General features: G+C 71.6%; 20 protein-coding genes. 9 read left to right on the top strand and 11 right to left on the bottom strand.

All coding sequences use genetic code 11. The features are described 5' to 3' along the window. Positions 1-93: 93 nt before the first annotated feature. The 3 genes from OG251_RS04950 to OG251_RS04940 form a co-directional block, all read right to left on the bottom strand. On the bottom strand, positions 94-1,206 hold the full coding sequence (locus OG251_RS04950) for an N-acetylglucosamine kinase (protein ID WP_326675934.1): 1,113 nt from the start codon (positions 1,204-1,206) through the stop codon (positions 94-96). Between the two features lie 80 nt (positions 1,207-1,286). Then, positions 1,287-1,964 carry a uracil-DNA glycosylase gene (locus OG251_RS04945; RefSeq protein ID WP_326675932.1) on the bottom strand — a complete coding sequence of 226 codons (678 nt, stop codon included), beginning with the start codon at positions 1,962-1,964 and terminating at the stop codon, positions 1,287-1,289. 45 nt (positions 1,965-2,009) lie between these two features. Then, positions 2,010-3,095 carry a WD40/YVTN/BNR-like repeat-containing protein gene (locus tag OG251_RS04940; protein WP_326675930.1) on the bottom strand — a complete coding sequence of 362 codons (1,086 nt, stop codon included), beginning with the start codon at positions 3,093-3,095 and terminating at the stop codon, positions 2,010-2,012. Between the two features lie 331 nt (positions 3,096-3,426). Here OG251_RS04940 and OG251_RS04935 point away from each other — a divergent pair, with 331 nt between their 5' ends. The 6 genes from OG251_RS04935 (at position 3,427) to OG251_RS04910 (ending at position 9,260) form a co-directional block, all read left to right on the top strand. Continuing rightward, the gene (locus OG251_RS04935) at positions 3,427-4,143 is read left to right on the top strand and encodes a cupin domain-containing protein (protein WP_326675929.1); all 717 of its coding nucleotides are present in this window, start codon (positions 3,427-3,429) and stop codon (positions 4,141-4,143) included. A 134-nt stretch (positions 4,144-4,277) separates the two neighbouring features. Then, positions 4,278-4,685 (top strand): hypothetical protein, encoded by a 408-nt coding sequence (locus OG251_RS04930; protein WP_326675927.1) that lies wholly within the window; start codon positions 4,278-4,280, stop codon positions 4,683-4,685. 113 nt (positions 4,686-4,798) lie between these two features. Then, complete coding sequence (locus tag OG251_RS04925) at positions 4,799-5,905, top strand: NADH:flavin oxidoreductase/NADH oxidase (RefSeq protein WP_326675925.1); 1,107 nt, start codon at positions 4,799-4,801, stop codon at positions 5,903-5,905. A 393-nt stretch (positions 5,906-6,298) separates the two neighbouring features. Continuing rightward, the gene (locus OG251_RS04920) at positions 6,299-7,999 is read left to right on the top strand and encodes a PHP domain-containing protein (RefSeq protein WP_326675923.1); all 1,701 of its coding nucleotides are present in this window, start codon (positions 6,299-6,301) and stop codon (positions 7,997-7,999) included. Positions 8,000-8,037: 38 nt separating this feature from the next. After that, a complete protein-coding gene (locus OG251_RS04915) occupies positions 8,038-8,766 on the top strand; it encodes a class I SAM-dependent methyltransferase (protein WP_326675921.1) in 729 nt (242 codons plus the stop codon). A gap of 86 nt (positions 8,767-8,852) precedes the next feature. Further along, complete coding sequence (locus tag OG251_RS04910) at positions 8,853-9,260, top strand: ArsR/SmtB family transcription factor (protein ID WP_326675919.1); 408 nt, start codon at positions 8,853-8,855, stop codon at positions 9,258-9,260. Between the two features lie 78 nt (positions 9,261-9,338). Here the strand turns inward: OG251_RS04910 and OG251_RS04905 are convergent, their stop codons facing one another. Next, complete coding sequence (locus tag OG251_RS04905) at positions 9,339-10,718, bottom strand: FAD-dependent oxidoreductase (protein ID WP_326675917.1); 1,380 nt, start codon at positions 10,716-10,718, stop codon at positions 9,339-9,341. A gap of 70 nt (positions 10,719-10,788) precedes the next feature. After that, positions 10,789-11,475 carry a DUF305 domain-containing protein gene (locus OG251_RS04900; RefSeq protein ID WP_326681157.1) on the bottom strand — a complete coding sequence of 229 codons (687 nt, stop codon included), beginning with the start codon at positions 11,473-11,475 and terminating at the stop codon, positions 10,789-10,791. A gap of 159 nt (positions 11,476-11,634) precedes the next feature. Between OG251_RS04900 and OG251_RS04895 the strand changes: the two genes are divergently transcribed. After that, positions 11,635-13,125, top strand: a complete 1,491-nt coding sequence (locus OG251_RS04895) for an LVIVD repeat-containing protein (protein WP_326675916.1) — start codon at positions 11,635-11,637, stop codon at positions 13,123-13,125. 247 nt (positions 13,126-13,372) lie between these two features. On the opposite strand, the gene OG251_RS04890 is transcribed toward OG251_RS04895, so the two are convergent. The 5 genes from OG251_RS04890 to OG251_RS04870 all read right to left on the bottom strand — a co-directional run bounded on the left by OG251_RS04890 (position 13,373) and on the right by OG251_RS04870 (position 16,668). After that, positions 13,373-13,870 (bottom strand): GNAT family N-acetyltransferase, encoded by a 498-nt coding sequence (locus tag OG251_RS04890; protein ID WP_326675915.1) that lies wholly within the window; start codon positions 13,868-13,870, stop codon positions 13,373-13,375. Positions 13,871-13,924: 54 nt separating this feature from the next. Further along, on the bottom strand, positions 13,925-14,122 hold the full coding sequence (locus tag OG251_RS04885) for a hypothetical protein (protein WP_073718891.1): 198 nt from the start codon (positions 14,120-14,122) through the stop codon (positions 13,925-13,927). A 137-nt stretch (positions 14,123-14,259) separates the two neighbouring features. Then, on the bottom strand, positions 14,260-14,967 hold the full coding sequence (locus OG251_RS04880) for a phosphatase PAP2 family protein (protein ID WP_326675912.1): 708 nt from the start codon (positions 14,965-14,967) through the stop codon (positions 14,260-14,262). A gap of 33 nt (positions 14,968-15,000) precedes the next feature. Next, positions 15,001-15,936 carry a M56 family metallopeptidase gene (locus tag OG251_RS04875; RefSeq protein ID WP_326675911.1) on the bottom strand — a complete coding sequence of 312 codons (936 nt, stop codon included), beginning with the start codon at positions 15,934-15,936 and terminating at the stop codon, positions 15,001-15,003. Positions 15,937-16,023: 87 nt separating this feature from the next. Next, the gene (locus OG251_RS04870; RefSeq protein ID WP_326675910.1) at positions 16,024-16,668 is read right to left on the bottom strand and encodes a DUF5134 domain-containing protein; all 645 of its coding nucleotides are present in this window, start codon (positions 16,666-16,668) and stop codon (positions 16,024-16,026) included. Between the two features lie 245 nt (positions 16,669-16,913). On the opposite strand from OG251_RS04870, the gene OG251_RS04865 reads away from it, so the two are divergent. After that, positions 16,914-17,462 carry a GNAT family N-acetyltransferase gene (locus OG251_RS04865; protein ID WP_326675909.1) on the top strand — a complete coding sequence of 183 codons (549 nt, stop codon included), beginning with the start codon at positions 16,914-16,916 and terminating at the stop codon, positions 17,460-17,462. Positions 17,463-17,559: 97 nt separating this feature from the next. On the opposite strand, the gene OG251_RS04860 is transcribed toward OG251_RS04865, so the two are convergent. After that, entirely contained in the window at positions 17,560-18,210 is a 651-nt protein-coding gene (locus OG251_RS04860) for a glycerophosphodiester phosphodiesterase (RefSeq protein ID WP_326681156.1), read from the bottom strand. A 327-nt stretch (positions 18,211-18,537) separates the two neighbouring features. Between OG251_RS04860 and OG251_RS04855 the strand changes: the two genes are divergently transcribed. Further along, positions 18,538-19,935, top strand: coding sequence for a DUF6421 family protein (locus OG251_RS04855; protein ID WP_326675908.1), 1,398 nt, complete (start codon positions 18,538-18,540; stop codon positions 19,933-19,935). Positions 19,936-19,944: the final 9 nt, after the last annotated feature.

Genomic DNA, 19,944 nt, shown 5'->3' with positions numbered 1-19,944 from the left:
TGTCTGATGAGTGGCATACCGGTCAACTGCCCCGCTCTGTCGGCCCGGTTTCGGGTCGGAGGACTACGGCCGGGCATCGGCGCAAGAGCGTCGTCAGGGCTGCCCCGCCGCCGGTGCGAACTCCGGTACGGCCCCCTGCGCGGACCCGGGGACGAACAGCAGCGTCGGATGGAGAGGCAGTCTCAGATCCCCTGTCGCCAGGGCCCGCGCGATCCGCAGCGCGCCGGCCAGCGGATCCCCCGAAGCGGGCACCACGCGTGCCTGCGGCACCTGTTGGGCCAGCTCCTCGCGCAGCGGTACCAGCAGGGGGTCACCCATCCTGAACAGGCCGCCGGTCAGGGCCACTTCGCGTCCCGCGTCGTCGTCCCCGGCCTCGGGGCACACGGCGGCGGCCGTCTCGGCGATATGGGCGGCGGCCCTGCGCAGAATGTCCGCGGCGACCGTGTCATCACCGGCGCACGCCGCCACCTCGGGAGCGAACGACGCGAGCAGCGCGGGGCGGTCGGCACGCGGATAGAGCAGGCCGGGCAGGTCGGGTGCCGGACCGAACACGGCGCGGAGCCGGGACAGCAGCGCCGCGGATCCGCCGCGCCGCCCGTCGTGGGCGCGCATCGCCGCGTCGAGGCCGGCGCGGCCGATCCAGGAACCGCCGCCGATGTCACCCAGAAGATGTCCCCAGCCATCGGCCCTGCGCCATGACGTCAGGTCGGTGCCCAGCGCGATCAGGCCCGTGCCGCCCGCGACGACCGCACCCGGCCGCTGGCCCACCGCACCCGCGTACGCGGTCACCGCGTCGGCGGCGAGGGCGAAGCCGCGTACGCCCAACGCGGCCGAGAGCGCCGCGGGCAGCTCCGCCCGCAACTGCCCGCCGAGCGTCGCCATCCCGGCGGCCCCCACGGCTACGGCGGCGATCGGCCCGTGGGCGCCCTCCGGGCCTCCTGCCGCCCCCCGTCCGGCCTCGGCCCGCTCCAACAGCGTCCGTGCGGCGGGCAGCAGCTGCTCCAGCAGATGGGCCGCGTCGATCCCCGCCGGCCCCGTCCGTACGGGTTCGGCACAGACCACCGTGGACAGCGGCTCCCGCGAGCCGGCCGTCGTCCCGAGCGCTACGCGCAGTCCGGAGCCGCCCGAGTCCACACCGAGGACGTAGGGGCCGACGGCCGGTTCGGAGGAATCACCGAGAACCCCGGAAGCAGCGCCGGCCGTCACTCCGGAAACAGCCTGCGAAGCAGTCCCGTGAGCGGCCGTCGATCCCGTTCCTGACGCGGGTCCGGGGGGCGGCGCATCCGTCACGGCAACCGCCAGTCGACCGGCTGCGCCCCCTGGCGCTCCAGCAGTTCGTTGACCCGGCTGAACGGCCGTGAGCCGAAGAACCCGCGGTCCGCCGACATCGGGGAGGGGTGCGAGGACTCGATGGCCGGGAAGTTGCCCAGCTGGGGCCGCAGGTTGCGGGCGTCACGCCCCCACAGGACCGACACCAGAGGTGTGCCGCGCGCCACCAGGGCCCGGATGGCCTGTTCGGTGACCTCTTCCCAGCCCTTGCCGCGATGCGCCGCGGGCCGTCGCGGTGCGGTCGTCAACGCCCGGTTGAGCAACAGGACCCCCTGCCGGGTCCACGGCGTGAGATCGCCGTTGGACGGCCGCGGAAGGCCCAGATCCGCGTGCAGTTCCCGGAAGATGTTCTCCAGGCTGCCCGGCAGTGGCCGGACCTCGGGAGCCACGGCGAAACTCAACCCGATCGCATGACCCGGGGTGGGATAGGGGTCCTGACCGACGACGAGGACCCGCACCTCGTCGAAGGGTTGCTGGAACGCCCGGAGCACATTGGGCCCCGAGGGCAGGTAGGTGCGCCCCGCGGCGATCTCGGTGCGGAGGAAGTCGCCCATCGCGGCGACGCGTTCGGCCACGGGTTCCAGGGCCTGCGCCCACCCGGGCTCAACGATTTCTTTCAACGGTCGTGCTGCCACGGGCCGCACTCTACTGGTGATACGACCACTCCGATCAACTGCCGGTCAGCCGAGCGCCACCGCGCGTACGCACAGCACATCCGGCAGATGCGAGGCGAGCTGCCGCCAGCTGTCCCCGTCGTCCGCGCTGGCGTACAACTCGCCGTTGCGATTGCCGAAGTAGACCCCGGCGGGGTCCGCGTCGTCCGTGCAGAGCGCGTCGCGCAGCACCGTGCCGTAGTGCGCGCCCTCCGGCAGGCCCGCCGACAGCGGCTCCCAGGTCCGCCCCGCGTCGCTCGTACGGAACACCCGGCAGCGGTGCTCGGCGGGCACGCGGTCGGCGTCGGCGTTGATCGGGAAGATGTAGGCCGTCCCACCGCGGTGCGGGTGCGCGGCGGCGGCGAACCCGAAGTCCGACGGCAGGCTCCCGCCGATGTCGGTCCAGTGGTCCCCGGAGTCGTCGCTGCGGAAAACGCCCCAGTGGTTCTGGAGGTAGAGCCGGTCGGGATCGGCCGCGTCCCGGGTGACCTTGTGGACGCACTGGCCGAACTCCGGGTCCGGATCGGGCAGGAAGACCGCCGACACCCCCTTGTTCGACGGAGCCCAGCTCTCCCCGCCGTCCTTGGTCCGGAACACCCCGGCCGTGGAGACCGCGACGGTCACCGCCCGGGCGTCCCTCGGGTCGGTCAGGATGGTGTGCAGGCCCTCGCCGCCGCCTCCGGGCACCCATTTCGAGCGGGTCGGGTGCTCCCACAGCGGACGGACCATCTCGAAGCTCTCACCGCGGTCCTCGGACCGGAACAGGGCGGCGGGCTCGGTCCCCGCGTAGACCACGTCGGGCGCCTCGGGGCCGGCGGGCTGCAACTGCCAGACCCGCTCCAGCGACGCCCCGGTGAACCCGGGGAACTTCACCGCGGGCTGTTTCGGCTCGGTCCAGGTCGCGCCCAGATCGTCGGAGTGGAACACGGAAGGGCCCCAGTGCCCGCTGTCGCCGCCGACCAGGATCCGGGGGGTCGGCCCACGGGTGTCGAGGGCGACCGAGTAGATCGCCTGGGCAGGGAAATCGGGGTCCGCGAACTCCCAGGCCCCGCCGCGCCTGCGGCCGAGGAAGAGTCCCTTGCGGGTGCCTACCGCCAGCAGTACTTCGGTCATGACCGAGACCTCCCGAAACGCCGTTGTGCCGGATACGGGACAGTCTGCACCCGGCCACTGACACCGGCTCGTGCGGAACGCGTCCACGCAGGTCGGAACGGCGGTGGCGCGAAGGTGCGGGCCCGGCGGAGGCGGCAGCCGGCCGAACCGGGACACCCGGACCGCGCGGACCCGGCGGCGCCCGGACCCGGACCGGGCGCGGAATCCCGGTACGGAACCGGGTGCGCGCCCTTGACCGGTATCCGACGGCCGACCTAGCGTGCAACCGCCCGTGGAAAGCGCTTGCCCGCGCAGTCGTGGCGGCCCGAGCGCCCGAATCCCAGGAGTACCCGTGGTGACCTTCGAAGGACTGCCCGGCGCAGTCGCCGTCTCGCACCTGAGCGTCTACGACTGGCCCGCCGAGGACGGGTTGCGGGGCGGGACCCCGCACCTTCATCTGACCTGTTCCGAGGGGTACGTGGTCGTCGGGGGCAGCGGCTCCGTCCAGACGCTCACCGCGTCCGGGTTCCGGCGGACGCCGCTGGCCCCCGGAGCCCTCGTCTGGTTCACGCCCGGCACCATCCACCGGCTCGTGAACGAGGACGGCCTGCGCATCGTCGTCCTGATGCAGAACAGCGGGCTGCCCGAAGCGGGCGACGCCGTCCTCACCCTGCCGCCCCGCTTCCTCGGTGACCCGGACACCTACCGCGCGGCCGTCGCGATCCCCGCCGACGGCACCGAAGCGGAGCAGGAGCGGGCCGCCCGTACCCGTCGCGACCTCGCCGTCGAGGGGTTTCTCGCCCTGCGCCGTGCCGCCGACGCGGGTGACCCCGAGCCGCTGGCCGCGTTCCACCGGGCCGCCGCCGCGCTCGTACGGCCCCGGACCGAGGACTGGCGCGAGAGGTGGGAGCGGGGGGCCGCCGCCGCGTCCGGGGCGACGGGTGCGCAGCTCGACGCGCTGGCCCGGGGTGATGCCGGTCATCTCGCGGACGCCTGTGTGCACGCCGAACAGCCCTCCGTGCGCGGCAGGTTCGGTATGTGCGGGCGCCTGGACGTCTACCCGGGCTGACGAGCGGGCGGCGCCGCCCCTCGGGCATGTGCTCAAATTCCGGGGAAGAGGCTGGTCCGGGGCGGTGCTGGACGGTAGGGCGCCGCCGTCGGGCCCGGCCCGGTCTGTGGCGCGGCGGTGAGGAGAGTGCGGCGATGGGTATCGAGATCACGGACGCGGGCGGGCGGGAAGCGCTGGTGGAGGTGGCCCCCGGTGCGGCCGGCGGCCCGGCACTGGTCGGTGTCCGGATCGCGTCGCCGGCCGGGGAGGCCGACTGGTCCTGCACCCCCGCGACCGCCAGGGCGCTGGCGGCCGCACTCGTCCGGGCCGCCGAGGAGACGGAGGACGCGCGGTCGGCGCGGCCCGTCACCGTCAAGGCGCACGAACTGCTCCGGGGCGATGTGCGGGACACCGGGCGGGCCATGACGGTGGTGAGGGTCAAGGCGGACGGAAACACCGTCCAGGTCACCTGGACCTCGGGCGCCGGACGCAGCTGGACCCAGGGCTACGCGCCGGACGCCGAGATCGCCCTGAGGCGTCGGCTGCGGCCGGAGGAGCGGTGAAGTACGAGGGTTGTCGTAATTCGATGGGCGTCGTAGTACGATCACTCTCGTACTAGGCCCGGTCGTTCCGCCGTGCCGTCAGTCCAGTCGTACCTGCTGAAACGGAGTCCGGCGTGAGCGCCCTTTTCGAGCCCTATGTCCTGCGGTCGCTGACCATTCCCAACCGCATCTGGATGGCCCCCATGTGCCAGTACAGCGCGGAAGCGTCCGGACCCGACGCCGGCGTCGCGCACGACTGGCACTTCGCGCACTACGCCGCCCGTGCGGCGGGCGGCACCGGCCTGATCCTGGTGGAGGCCACCGCGGTCAGCCCCGAAGGCCGGATCAGTCCCGCGGACCTCGGTATCTGGAACGACCGGCAGGTGGCCGCCCTGCGCCGCATCACCGACTTCCTCGCCGGGCAGGGGACCGTCGCGGGCATCCAGCTCGCCCACGCCGGGCGCAAGGGTTCGACCGAACGCCCCTGGCTCGGTGGCGGCCCGATCGAGGCGGATGCCCCGGGCTCCGGCGGCTGGCAGCCGCTGGGTCCGAGCCCGCTCGCGTTCGACGAGGGACACCCGGTCCCGGCCGAGCTGACCACCGACCAGATACAGGCGGTCGTCGCCCAGTTCGCCGACGCCGCTCGCCGGGCCCTGGCCGCGGGCTTCCAGGTCGCCGAGATCCACGGCGCGCACGGCTATCTGATCGGTGAATTCCTCTCCCCGCACAGCAACCACCGCACCGACGCCTACGGCGGCTCCTTCGAGAACCGCACGCGTTTCGCCCTGGAGGTCGTGGACGCGGTCCGTGCGGTGTGGCCCGAGGACCTTCCGCTGTTCTTCCGGATCTCCGCCACCGACTGGCTCACCGAGAACGAGGCCGACGAGCGCGACGGCTGGACCGCCGACGACACCGTCCGCTTCGCGCGGGAGCTGCGGGCGCACGGCGTCGACCTGCTGGACGTCTCGACCGGCGGGCTTGCCCCCAGGGCGAAGATCCCGGCCGCCCCCGGCTTCCAGGTTCCGTTCGCCGAGCGGGTCCGCACCGAGGCGGGGCTGCCCGTCGCGGCGGTCGGGCTGATCACCGAACCGGCCCAGGCCGAGAAGATCCTCTCCGAGGACCGCGCGGACGCCGTACTCCTCGGGCGGGAGCTGCTCCGCAACCCCTACTTCGCCCGCAGCGCCGCACGCGAACTCGGCGGAGAGGTGTCCGTACCCCAGCAGTACGGCCGCGCGGCCTGACGCGACGCCGCCCGTCCGGCGGTGACGTCGGGCCCGGCGGTGACGTCCGTCCGGCGGTGACGTCCGCCCGGACGGGGCGATCCTCCGGACGTGAGGTCTTTGCGGGCCGCCCGCTTCCCGCGGACGGCCCGCAGGCCGTCATCCCCGAGGCCGTCATCTCCGAAGGCGAAGAACCGAAGGGATCCCAGCCGGAGGACATGGCGGCATCCGGCCGGTCATATGGGCATCGCCGTACCTTTGGGCCTGGTTCACCTGCGGTTTTCCGTGCCGGGACACTCTGCGGTGAAGGGCCGACGGCCGCCCTCCGGGGTGGCCCGTCATGGATGCGTACGCAAACGGATGCGACGATCCTGCCGTGTCGGTGCCCTTCCGTACAGAGGAGAACACGCCGTCATGCGCCAGCCCCTGCCCGAATGGGCCGACCCGCAGGTCCCCGCAGAATCTCTCGACGCCCAGGGGCTCAGCCGCCGGGGGGTGATGCGCCGCGCGGGCCTCTTCGGCGCCGCGTTCGCCGCCGCGTCACTGGCATCGCCCGCGCAGGCGTTCGGCCGGGGCGGCGGGCACGGGAACGGTCATGGCCACGGTGGCGGCCACGGCCACGGCGGCAGCGACCCCGAGCTCGTCTACCTCGTCGGGGACCACCACAACCACTCCGTCTACAGCCACGACGCCAAGTACACCTTCTCCCAGCTGGCCACCGCCGGGCGGAAGTTCGGCCTGGACTGGATGGTCTTCACCGAACACAGCAACATCGGCCACGCCGAGTTCGGCGCGCACCAGGAGCACCGCGAAATCCTGAAGGCCCGCGCGCAGAACAAGCGCATGCTGATCTTCCAGGGCCTGGAGTGGTACATCCCCGGCGCCGAACACTGCACCGTCTTCTCCCCGCCCGGACGGCACGAGGTCGATCTGCTCACCCGCTTCGAGTCGGCGTACGACGGGAAGCTGCTCGGCTACACCGCCGGCGCCCCCACCCACCCGGACACGCCCCGCAACGAGGCGCACGCGGTCAAGGCCCTCAAGTGGCTCGCCGAGCAGCGCCGCACCGGGTACGTCGACGACGTACTCGTCCTCGCCAACCACCCCATGAGGCTCGGCATCGACTCCCCGCACGAGCTGCGCGGCTGGCGGGACGCGGCGCCCGGCATCATGATCGGGATGGAAGGCGCGCCCGGCGCGCAGGCCGGAGCGATCCCCGGCTGGCACCCGCCGACCAACGTCCGCGGTGAGTACAGCAATCAGCCGTCCGCCGATTCCTGGCCGGGCTACCCGCGCGAGGCGTACGTCACCCACGGCGGCTTCGACTGGGCGACGGCCACCGTGGGCGGACTCTGGGACGCGATGCTGGCCGAGGGCAAGCTCTTCACGATCACGTCCAACTCCGACGTCCACCGCGTCGCCCAGGACACCTGGGTCAACGGCGCCTGGCCGCCCGGCGCGACGTTCGACAACACCGGCCACCTGCCCGACCCGTACAACACCACCGAGCCGCAGCCGGGCGGCGACTTCTGGCCCGGCCAGTTCAGCCGTACGCATGTGGGCGTCACCCGGTACGGCTACCGCGACGTGATGGCGGGGCTGCGGGCGGGCCGGGTCTGGGTCGACCACGGTCACCTGCTGGACGCCGTCGACGTCCGGCTGCGCGGCGAACGGGGCCGCGGCGTCACCCTCGGCGGCAGGCTGCGCGCCCGGCGCGGCGAGAAGCTGACCCTGGACGTCACCGTGACCACGGCCTCCCGTCGCAACCCGCACGGCCTGCTGCCCAAGCTGGCCCACGTGGACGTCATCCGCGGCGCCGTCAACGGACCGGCCGCCGACCGCGACGAATGGCGGGCACCGGACACCCGTGTCACGCACACCACGGACGTCTCCGGACGCCGGGGTACGTACACCCTGCGCATCCCCGTCGGACGCGCGGACGAGCCCTTCTACCTGCGGCTGCGCGGCAGTGACGGCAAGCGCCACGGAACCGGCCCGCTCGGCAGGTCCGTCGACCCGCACGGTCCGCTCCCGCACGAGCCGGGGCAGGGCAATCCGTGGCTGGACACCTGGTTCTACACGAACCCGGTCTTCGTGGACGTGGCCGGTCGATGAGCCCGGACAGGGGCCCTCGGTCGGTACGCTGACCGGCAATGTTCACACAAACGGGCCCCACCTTCCGCGAGCTGGCCGTCCAGGCGCTCTCCTCCACCGAGCGCGGATACGACCTGCTCGCCCCGAAGTTCGACCACACGCCGTACCGCACGCCCGACCGCGTGCTCGACGCCGTCACCAGCGCCCTCCGGCCGTCGGGGCCGTTCGACGCTGGGCTGGACGTCTGCTGCGGCACCGGCGCGGGCGTGGGGGTGCTGCGCCGGCTGTGCCGGGAGCGGGTCACCGGCGTCGACTTCAGTGCGGGCATGCTCGCCGAGGGCCGGTCCTCGCTGCCGGAGGGCACCGGGGGACCGGCGGTGGACTGGGTACGGGCCGACGCGCGGGCGCTGCCCTTCACGGCATCCTTCGATCTGGCGCTGAGCCTCGGCGCGTTCGGCCACTTCCTGCCGAAGGAGCGCCCCGGTCTCTTCGCCCAGGTGCACGGGGCGCTGCGACCGGGCGGCCGGTTCGTCTTCCCGTTGGGCGCACCGCCCGCCGTGGGCTCCCGGACCTACTGGACCCTGCTGGGATTCGACGCGGCGATGCGGGTGCGCAACGCACTGTGGCGCCCGCGATTCATCATGTACTACCGCACCTTCCGGCTCCCCGACGTCCTGGCCGACCTGACCCGCACCGGGTTCACCGTGCGGCTCCTGCCCCTGACGGAACTGGGGCTGCGGGACGACGGGAGCCCGCGCGGCCGACTGGTGGTGGCGACCCGGGAATGAGCCGGCCGCCGGCTCCGGCCGACGCCCCGGACGGGAATTACGATGGCTCTCGTACAATGGAGTCCTCAGGACGAAGTGGAGCCACCGTGACCCCCGCAAGCGCCACCACCGCAGTCCCGGCCGTCGTGGCGGGGGCCCGCGCGCTGTCCCATCCCGCGCGCGAGGAGATCCGGATCGAGAGCGTCCTGCACGCGCTGGCCGACCCGATGCGGCTGCGCATCGTCCGCCAGTTGTCGGGTGCGGCCGAGGAACTGGCCTGCTCACGGTTCGACCTCCCGGTGTCCAAGTCCACCTCCACGCACCACTTCCGGGTGCTGCGCGAGAGCGGGGTCATCCACCAGATCTACCGGGGCACCGCCAAGGTGAGCGGTCTGCGGCAGGACGATCTGGACGCGCTCTTCCCCGGCCTGCTCGACAGCGTTCTCCGGGCCGTGGACCGACAGGCGCAACGCCTGGGCGAGGACGGACCTGCCGAACGCCTCCTGGAAAGCTGACACGGCCCACCGGCCCGGAGCCGTCCGGAGGGCTGACGCGTCCCACCGGCCCCGGCCCATGGCACCCCCGGCCGCCGGTCAGCCGCTGTCGCCCCGTGCCGCGTCGAGCAGCCCCGCCCAGTCCGGGATCTTCACCGGGCCGCGCCCCAGCGACCGCCCCAGTGCGGCCTCCGCGCGCTCGATCGACAGCCAGCCGTCCCACTCCACCGGCCGCAGCCCCCACTCCCGCAGCACCGACAGCGGATCGGCCGTCACCGACCGCCGCGCCAGCAGCGGCGCGTCCTCGATCAACGAGGCGACGGTCTCCTTGGCGCACGAACGGTTCGAACCGATCACCCCGGTCGGCCCGCGCTTGATCCATCCCGCCACATACTCACCGGGCGAGGGCTCCCCGCCCCGCAGCACCCGCCCCGCCAGGTGCGGCACGGTGCCGTGGGCGGGGTCGAACGGCAGGCCCGGCAGCGGCATCCCCCGGTAGCCGACCGCCCGCAGCACGAGCTGTGCCTCGATGTCCTCGTACGCACCGGTGTCCCGTACGCCTCCGGAACCGTCCGGTGCCGTACGGGCGAACCGCACCCCGGCGACCCGGCCGCCCCGCTCCAGCAGCTCGGCCGGGCGCAGGAAGAACCGCAGACGGATACGGCGCCCCCGGTCCGCGGCAGTGGGCGGCGGGTCCGCTGCCCACCCGCGCAGCACCTCCAGATTGCGCCGCACCACCGCGGGCAGCGGCGGCGTGCCGGGCCCGCCGGCCGGGGCCGCGTACGCCGGGTCGAGCGCGAGCTCCGCGGGGTCGACGACCAGGTGCGCCCGCGGCAGGGCGCCCAGCTCCCGCAGCTCCTTCGTGGTGAATCTGGCCTGGGAGGGGCCACGTCTGCCCACGATGTGCACGTCGCGCACCCGGCTCCCGGAGAGTGTGTGGAGCGCGGCCCGGGGCACATCGGTGGAGCGCAGCTCGTCCGCGCCGCGCGCCAGGATCCGGGCCACGTCCACCGCTACGTTGCCGACCCCGATCACCACCGCCGAGCGGGCGCGCAGCGCGAACCCGTCGGCGGCCGTGTCCGGGTGCGCGCTGTACCAGGAGACGAACTCGGTGGCGGAGAAGCTGCCCGGCAGATCCTCGCCCGGTACGCCGAGCGGGCGGTCGGTCGCCGCGCCGACGCAGTAGACGACCGCGTGATAGAGCTCCTTGAGCCGTGCGGGTGAGAGCCCTTCGGCTCCGCCCACCTCGACATGGCCCACAAAGGTGATCCGCTCGTCCTCCAGGACGGCCCGCAGACTGTTCTGGAGCGACTTGATCTTTTCGTGGTCGGGGGCCACCCCGTAGCGCACCAGACCGTACGGAGTGGGCAGCCGGTCCAGTACGTGGACCCGCACATCGGGCACCAGCGACTGCTGCAACAGGGACTGGGCGGTGTAGACCCCGCTGGGGCCCGACCCGACCACGGCGACACGGAGCACGGTGCACCTCTTCCCGAAGTGTCCCTCCAGCATCGCACCGCCCGGCGGAAGGGGGGAGAGGCGCGCACCGTCAGTCCATCAGCTTGCGCATCCGGTCGATCTCCACCGTCTGCTGCGCGACGACATCGCCCGCCATCTCCTCCACCAGCACGTTGTTGCCCTCCGAGAGCGCCTCGGTGGCCATCGTGATCGCTCCCTGATGGTGGGTGATCATCAGCTTCAGGAACAGGGTGTCGAATGCGTCGCCCCGCGCGGCGCGCAACTGCTTCAGCTGCGCCTCGGTCGCCATGCCGGGCATCGTGGAGTGGTCGTGCGTCTCCTTGCGCCTGTCCCCGGCATTGCTTTTCAGCCACCCCTCCATCGTGCCGATCTCTGGCTTCTGGCCTGCGGAGATGCGCTCCGCGAGCCGTTTGACAGATACCGAGGAAGCGCGGTCCGGGACGAGTCGGGTCATGACGAGGGCCTGACCGTGATGCTGGATCATCATCTGCGCGTAGCGGAAATCGGCGGAGTTCGCCGGGTCCTGACCGGCCTCCCGCACGGCTTCCTCGGCGGAGAGTGTCCGGGCCGGCTCGCCCGGCTTTCCGGGGGCCACCACCGCCGGACCTGCGTCCGACCCGGCCTTCGGGCTTCCGTCACCCCCGGCCGCATCACAGGCTCCCAGAGTCAGGGCCAGAGCAACGGCCGCTGCCGCGAGGACGGTTGCGCGCACGCGTGTGGACTGACGGCGGATCGACACGGCGACCTCCTGTGCCATGAAAGGTTTGTTGCGGACCGTCCTAGCACGCTTCCGCACAGCGATGATCAAAAACTTTTATTACGTCTCTGTTGCCATCTGTTGGTGTGTACATGGAAGGGACGATACTGCCGGAGTCCGTAAGCCGTTCAACTACGAACGGATACAAGGGAGGACGCAGTGACCTCGTTGCCCACCACCCGCGTGCGGCGCAGACGTCTGGGCGTGGCAGCAGCCGCGGCCGGGCTCTTCGCCACTCTGCTGACGGCCACCACCGCGGCCGCGACACCCGACCCGGGTGACGCCCCGGCCAAGCGCGGCGGAATCTCCGCGAGCCAGGAGGCCGAAGCCGCGGCAGCCATCAAGAGCGGTGAGATACCCGGCGTGGACGAGATCGTCCACAGTGACAACATCGAGCACCTCACCAACATCCCGAAGGACGCCCTCCAGGGCACCAACACGGATCTGGCTTTCCAGGGCAAGTACGCCTTCGCCGGCAACTACGACGGCTTCCGCATCTTCGACATCAGCAACCCGAAGAGGCCGAGGACCGTCGCGCAGGTCCTCTGCCCCGGCTCCCAGAACGACATCTCGGTCTCCGGGAACCTGCTGTTCCTGTCCACCGACTCCTCGCGCAGTGACAACTCCTGCGCCAGCACCACCCAGCCCGCCACGGAGAAGTCCTCCTGGGAGGGCATGAAGGTCTTCGACATCAGCGACAAGCGCCACCCGAAGTACGTCGCCGCCGTCGAGACCGCCTGCGGTTCGCACACCCACACGCTGGTGCCCGAGCGCAGGAACGTCTACGTGTACGTCTCCTCGTACTCCCCGAGCGCGGCGTTCCCCGACTGCCAGCCGCCGCACGACGGGATCTCCGTCATCAAGGTGCCGCGCAACGCGCCCGAGAAGGCCGCGATCGTGAACTTCCCGGTCCTCTTCCCGGACGGCGGGAACCCGGGTGCCCCCGACAACCCGGGCGTCTCCAAGACGACGGGCTGCCACGACATCACGGTGCTTCCGTCGAAGGACCTGGCCGCCGGTGCCTGCATGGGTGACGGCCTGCTGTTCTCCATCAAGGACCCGGAGAACCCGAAGATCATCGACCGGGTCCAGGACAACGTGAACTTCGCGTTCTGGCACTCCGCCACGTTCAACCAGGGTGCCGACAAGGTCGTCTTCACCGACGAGCTCGGCGGCGGCGGCGCGGCCACCTGCAACGAGGAGATCGGCCCGAACCGGGGCGCCGACGGCATCTACGACATCGTGGGACGCGGCGACCACCGCAAGCTCGTCTTCCGCAGCTACTTCAAGATCGACCGCCACCAGGCCGACGTCGAGGTCTGTGTCGCCCACAACGGCTCGATCATCCCGGTGAAGGGCCGCGACCTCATGGTCCAGGCGTGGTACCAGGGCGGCATCTCCGTATGGGACTTCACCAACTCCTCGAAGCCCAAGGAGATCGCCTACTTCGAGCGGGGTCCCGTCACGCTCGACGGTGTCACCACGGCGGGCTCCTGGTCGGCGTACTACTACAACGGCTACATCTACTCCAACGACATCGCCAAGGGCTTCGACGTGCTGAAGCTCGATGACCGGCGTACCGACCCGGCGAAGAGGGTACGGCTGAAGGAGCTCAACGTGCAGACGCAGCCGGACTACTTCGACCGCTGACCGTTCAGCTCCCAGGCATCCGAAAGCACGGGACACCAGTGTGGTCCGCCGGGCAGTTCCCCGGCGGGCCACACCCCGTGAGGCCGCGCAGCCGTAATTCATTGACCGATGAGCCGCGCGGGGAGATGCTGTATGTCTGCGTCGACGGCCTCCGGTTCTTCGGTCGTCGCCGTGGCCCACGGCCGTATCCTCCGGGACCCGGCCGCGGGTGCGCGCCTGGATCCGGCGACGCGGGGGATCGCCGGAGTCAGGCGTGCTCCATGCACACGAGCCCGTCCCGGGCGTCCCAGGAATCGACCACGCCGAAGCCGGCCCGCTCGTACAGGGCGATGGCACCGCTGCGCCAGCTCCACACCGAGAGCCGCACCCTGGACGCACCCGACTCCGCCGCGTGCGCCAATGCCCCATCGACGAGGGCCGACGCGACGCCGCGCCCGCGTACCGAGGGATCCACCCAGAGCCGTTTGATCTCCGATGCGCCCTCCACGGGCGCGGTCACCACCACGCAGCCCACCACCGCACGCCCTTCCCGGGCGACCACCACGGTGTCGTCGGCGAACGCGCTCCGGGGCGAGCGGATCTCGGACCGGTAGCGGTCGGGCAGCTCGTCCACGCTACCCACGGCGAGGCCCTTCTCGGCCTCCGTGAACAGGTGGTAGGCGGTCAGCAGCTCGGCCAGGCCGTCCGCGCGGGACAGGTCCCGGCCCGCCACGGCGGTAACGGCGACAGGGGGCTGATCAGTCATGACCACCACCATCGCACCGGGCTCCGGAGCCTGTGACGCCACCCCCGCGCTCCGTCAGGCGGCGTCCCGGGCGCTTCCGCCCGTCGCCGCCGCCCACTCCACCAGCAACCGCTGGTACTCCGCCTCGCCGTCCGGCGACAGCAGCCCGCCGGAGCGCTGCCACAGGTCGCGGATCTCTTCATTGACCACTGCTGCGGAACGCACGGAGCGCATCGAACGCACGGAAGGGGACGAGGACGGAATGGGGGACATACGTACAAGGCTACGGCCCCGGTCCGACAATCCGACCCATTGCGTGGCAGGGACATCCCTCACACTCCGGCCGCCCGGTGCCACTACGGGGTGTGAGACCGGCCACCCGGCGTGTTCGCACAGCCCGGCGCAGGCGCTCAGCCGCTACGGGGCAGGCCGACCGCTCCCGATGTCCGGCGAGCCGCCCACGCGGCGTATCCGACGACCGAGAACGCCACCGCCGCCACGCCCAGCAGTACGCCGCCCAGCACATCGGTCAGCCAGTGCACGCCCAGGTAGATCCGGGTGAATCCGACCCCGGCCACCGAGACGCCCGCCACGGCACACGCCCCCCACCACAGTCGCGGACCCGCTCCGAACAGACGCAGCAGCCACAGGAACAGCCCGCAGCTCACCACCGCGGTCATGACGTGACCGGACGGGAACGCCGCGTAGTTGGCGGAGTCCACCGGATCGGGCCACTCCGGGCGCTCCCGGCCCATGGCGCTCTTCAGACCCTGTTGTACGAGGGTGGAGAAGAGGCTCGTCGCCGCCACCCATCCCGCGAGCAGCCGGAACCCACGCCACCACAGGGCGATCACGACGACCGCGACGAGCGCGCGCATCGTCCATGGGTCCCACACCCAGTCCGTCATCACCCGGTTGGCGTGGACCAGCCCCGGCTCGGTCACCGCCCGCCGGTGCAGGGCCTCGGCGACCGTACGGTCCAGCGACATCAGAGGGGACCAGCGCACGGCGACGAGGATCAGCAGTACCGCGGAGAGGGACGCGCTGACGACGCCCGTCCGGAAGGCGGTCGCGGTGGCGGGGGAGTGGTCGGAGTGGTGCGGGAGCGGGGTGTGCATGGGGTGATCCTCGCGGACGACCCGGCCCACCGGCTATCCCAGGGCGCTGAGTCCCGGAACGAAGGCGACCAGCAGCGGTACCACCGGCACCAGCGCGGCGGCGGCGGTGAGCCGCAGCCGACGGCCCGCGGTGAGCCGCTCCACCGGTGCCAGCAACCGGTTCACCCGCAGCGGCAGTTGCGCGTGCGGTGTGGGGCACGGGCCGAACACCCCGCGATCCTCGTTGAGTTCGACCAGGGCGAGCGCGATCGTGAGACGCCCGAAGCGCCGCGAGGCGACATCGTCGGCGGCCAGCTCGACCAGCCGGTGCATCTCGTCCCGGAACGCGGCGAAGACCGGGATCTGGGGGAAACCGGTCGCCAGCGCGGAGGAGCAGTTCAGCAGCCAGTCGTGCCGCGCCTGGGCGTGGCCCTGCTCATGGGCCAGTACGGCATCGAGCTGACGTCCCTTCAGGCGGCCCAGCGCGGCGGTGGTGATGACCAGTTGGGGAGCGGCGCCGGGGAGCCACCAGGCATCGGGACGCTCGCCCTCCAGCACCACGAGACGCCCGCTGCCCGGTTCCTCCCCGGGCATCAGGGGGGAACGGACCAGCAGTTCGGCGCGCCGCTGCCTGCGACGCCGCTGCGCGCGGTGGATCTCCCGGATCAGCATGGCCGCCGTCCAGACGCCCCCGAGGGCCAGCAGCACCGCGATGACGGCCGACCACGGCCCGTACGCCGCCAGTGCGTACGCCTCCACGACGGCGTGCGGCGCGGGGGCGAAGACATGACCGCGGACCGCCTGCCAGGCGGCGGCGGCACTGAACGTCATCGACAGCCCGAAGGAGAGCAGCACCCCCGACACGACGCACTGCCACACCCACAGTGCGACCACGGGCTCGCGCTCCGGCCACTGGGCCCGTGCCATCAGCCGCGGAGTCAGCACAGCGGTCAGCACACCGAGCGACAGCAGCACGAGGGAGACCAACATGGGCGTCAGCCTATGAGGGGCACGGCATCCACGGGTATGGATGCGACCGGCAAGTGACGTAGGACACCGTTTGAAGCGTGTGCTGTCTCACAGTGTGAGCAGCATCGCGAACATGGCCATCCCCATCGTCAGCCGGCAGGCCGACGTCAGATCGGGCAGGCCCGCCCAGCCGCTGCCCGTCCCCGCCGGCCCCGGCGTGCCGCCCGCACCGCTCGAAACGCCCGGTGCGACGGGTCCGGCGGGAACGGGCACCGGTATCAGCCGCCCGGCGGACCGCAGCACGTAGAACGCGTAATACACGAGCAGGGCCCCCGTCAGCAACGGTATCCCCCCGGCCGCCGGTGCGACGCCGTGCGAGCCTGCGGCCCCGTGCCCGGCGTGTCCGCCCTGACCGCCGCCGCCCGCGATGCCCGGGGCCATCATGACGGCCATGTAGACCATCGCCAGCGAACCGACCAGGTGATGCCGGTGGTGCCCGCTGATCCGGGCGAACCACAGGGCCCGCAGCGCGGCGCCGCCGAACAGCACCACGTACACCCCCCAGGCCCACCTCGGGGGTGTGAGCAGGGCGGCCGGGACGGCCATCGTGGCCATACCGAAGCCCATCAACGCCTCCGCCCGCGCGGTTCTGCGTTCCTGCGCGGTCCCCTCACGCGTGCGCAGCAGGCAGTACGCGCCCGTCACACCGCACAGCACCATCAACAGCCAGCCGGACAGGGCCGGTCCGTGCACAGCGCACCTCCCCCTGGAGCAGGCCGCTCAGGACCTGCGACACCGGTGTCGCGTCGACTGATCGATGCCCGTACCGCACCGGTCCTACCCGGCGCATCGAAGTGCGAGGGGAGTGCGCCGGGGCCTGCGGGGGGCGGTTCCGGACGGGTTAGTCTCGTACGGGACCATCGGCAGCAGCGAATCCGGCAGCGGAGGAGCAGCAGGGAATTCCGCAGCAGAGAAGCAGAGAAACGGAGAGCTCCACCATGGACACCGCCCCGGCCCGCGACTCGCACCGGCTCACCTTCCGCGACGCGACCGAGGACGATGTCCCGGCTCTCGTGACCCTGATCGAGTCCGCCTACCGCGGCGACTCCAGCCGGACCGGCTGGACCACCGAGGCGGACATCCTCCAGGGGCAGCGGACCGACGAGGACGGGGTGCGCGCGGTCGTCACCGCACCCTCCGGCCGACTGCTCGTGGTCGAGCGCGACGGCGCGCTCATCGCCTGCTGCCAGCTCGAACACCGTGGCGAGGCCGCGTACTTCGGAATGTTCGCCGTCCGGCCCGGACTCCAGGGCGCCGGTCTCGGCAAGGAGATCATCGCCGAGGCGGAGCGCACGGTCCGGGAGGACTGGGGCGTGAGCGAGATGCACATGACGGTGATATCCGTGCGTGAGGAACTGATCGCCTGGTACGAGCGCCGCGGCTACCGCCGTACCGGAAAGCTCACCCCGTTCCCGTACGGCGACGAGCGCTTCGGTATCCCGCAGCGCTCGGACCTGGCCTTCGAGCTGCTGGTGAAGGGCCTGTAGCAGCCGGTCGCCCCGACCTGCGGACCCGCGGACCCGTGCTCCCGGTCAAGGACCTGCGGAGTACGGGTCACGGGCCGGTACGGCCCCCGGTGGACGCTCAGGCGGTGAACCGGCCGGCGCGGCGGATCTCCGGGAAGTCGGTCGTCGCGCCGTCCAGGCCCAGCGCGCGCACCAGACGCAGATGGTCCTGGGTGTTCACCACCCAGCCGATCACCTTCAGACCCTCGCCGTGCGCCCGCTCGACGACCTCCAGCGTGAGGCGGCGGATGTTCAGCGCGAGTGTCGCCGCGCCCACCGCCGTCGCCCGCTCCACCACATCACCGCCCCAGCGGCTGGCGATGAGTACGGTCCGGACTCCCGGTACCAGCCGTGCGATCTCGGCGACGGCCTCGTCGTGGAACGAGGACACCTCGACCCGGCCGGCGAGGTCGCGCCGCAGCATCACCTCGGCCAGTGCGCGCGCCGCCGCGACATCCTTGATCTCCGCCTGGACCGGTGAACCCACGGCGTCGAGGACCTCCTCGAAGACGGGCACCCGCTCGCCCTGCCCGGCGTCCAGCCCGCGCAGCTCGGCCAGCGTCTTCTCAGCGATCAGCCCGCTGCCGTCGGTGGTGCGCGCCACGTCGGCATCGTGCATCACGGCGAGCGCGCCGTCCTTGCTCAGATGGAGATCCAGCTCGATGGCGTCCATCCCGGCCTGCTCCGCGCGGACGAAGGACCGCAGCGTGTTCTCCGGTTCGACCCCCATGACCCCGCGGTGGCCGATGGTGAGAAAAGTCAAGGCAATCTCGCTTCCGTCGTCGGCTCCCCCTGAGCTGCTCCTGCCCACAGGGCTGTACGGCATTACGGCACTGCGGAGAGTAATGGCCCCGGTGGCGACTGTCTTCCGCCGTGCCGGGCCGGTCCCACCCGTCCCGGCACGGCGGGGGGAACTAGCCGTCATCGCGGTTCACCGCAGGAAAAATGACGGTGACCATGGGGGGTCGGCAGGATAATTTTCTGATGCCCACTTGTCCGGAGCAACCGCACATGGATACGGTTGCTTAACGCGAGGTTCTCCCGTGGAGGAAGTGTGATGACGGAAATTCTTGTGCACGACGCCGCCGAAGGTGCGATAACTACTGCCCAGCGGGTGGTCGAGCACCCGGCCTGGCCCGCGCTCAAGGATGCCGTGGAGGAGATCCGGCCCTGGCAGTCCAAGGACGGCTCCATCGACTTCGAGGCCGAGGGCGCCCCTGCGCCGTCGACGGCCACCGCGGCCGTCGACCGGGTGATCAGCGCGGTCGAGGAGCTCGCCCCGCTGCTCCCGCACGACGCCGCGTATCACCGCGCCCTCGTCTCGGACCTGCGCCGCTGGGCCGCGGACGGCTTCCGGGTCCCCGACTTCCTGGACTCCCTGCTCGCCTTCCAGCCCGCCAAGGACCGCGTCGACGGCCTCCAGCACCTGGTCGTCTTCGCGATGTACACGCAGAACGGCAACCCGGACCGCAACCTCGAAGCGGTCGTGCTGCGGATGGTGTGGCCCGAGTGGCTGGCCGACCTCGAAGCCACCCGCTACGACAACCCGCTCTTCTGCGGCATCACCTTCGAGGACTTCACCGCCGGCTACGACACCAACTCCGCGGTGCTCTTCCCGGAGACCATCGCCGTGCGCGAGGCCCCCGAGCGCTTCAGCTGGGGCGGCATCTTCTGCGACCGCGAGGCCGCCCGCTTCCGCCGGGTCACCGAGGCGTCCGTCGACATTCTCGGCGTGGAGCTGCCCGAGGACATCCGCGAGATGGTCGGCGACCAGCGACGCTGCGAGCAGGCGTTCGTGCTCTGGGACATGGTCCACGACCGCACCCACAGCCATGGGGACCTGCCGTTCGACCCCTTCATGATCAAGCAGCGGCAGCCGTTCTGGATGTACGGCCTGGAGGAGCTGCGCTGCGATCTCACCGCCTTCAAGGAGGCCGTGAAGCTGGAGGCCGACGGCTTCGGCCAGGGGCGGGACGTGCAGTACGCCGTGCTGTTCGACCGGATGTTCCGGTTCCCCGTCACCGGTGAGCGCGTCCGCAACTACGACGGCCTGGGCGGCCAGCTGCTCTTCGCCTACCTCCACAAGCACGACGTCGTCCGCTGGACCGACAACACCCTGAAGATCGACTGGGAGCGGGCCCCGCAGGTCACCAACCAGCTCTGTGCCGAGATCGAGAAGCTCTACCGCGACGGCATCGACCGCCCCAAGCTGGTCCACTGGTTCGCCGCGTACGACCTGGTCGCGACCTATCTCGCCCCGCACCCCGGCTCCCGCTGGGCCAAGGGTCCGGACGCCCTGGACCTCGCCCAGCCGCCGCGCAAGCTCGTCGACGACGTGCTTCCGGACGAGTTTCCCCTCAGCATGTTCTATGAGGCGCTGTCCAAGAAACTGAAGAACGTGATCGCCTCCACCAAGGGGATCACCGCGACGAATGCCGAGCAGGCAGCCGCGTGAGCGCTCGTG

It is taken from the genome of Streptomyces sp. NBC_01237 (genome assembly GCF_035917275.1).
Lineage (GTDB): Bacteria > Actinomycetota > Actinomycetes > Streptomycetales > Streptomycetaceae > Streptomyces.
Note: the sequence above shows the minus strand (reverse complement) of the source record. Positions and strands in the feature narration are given on the sequence as shown.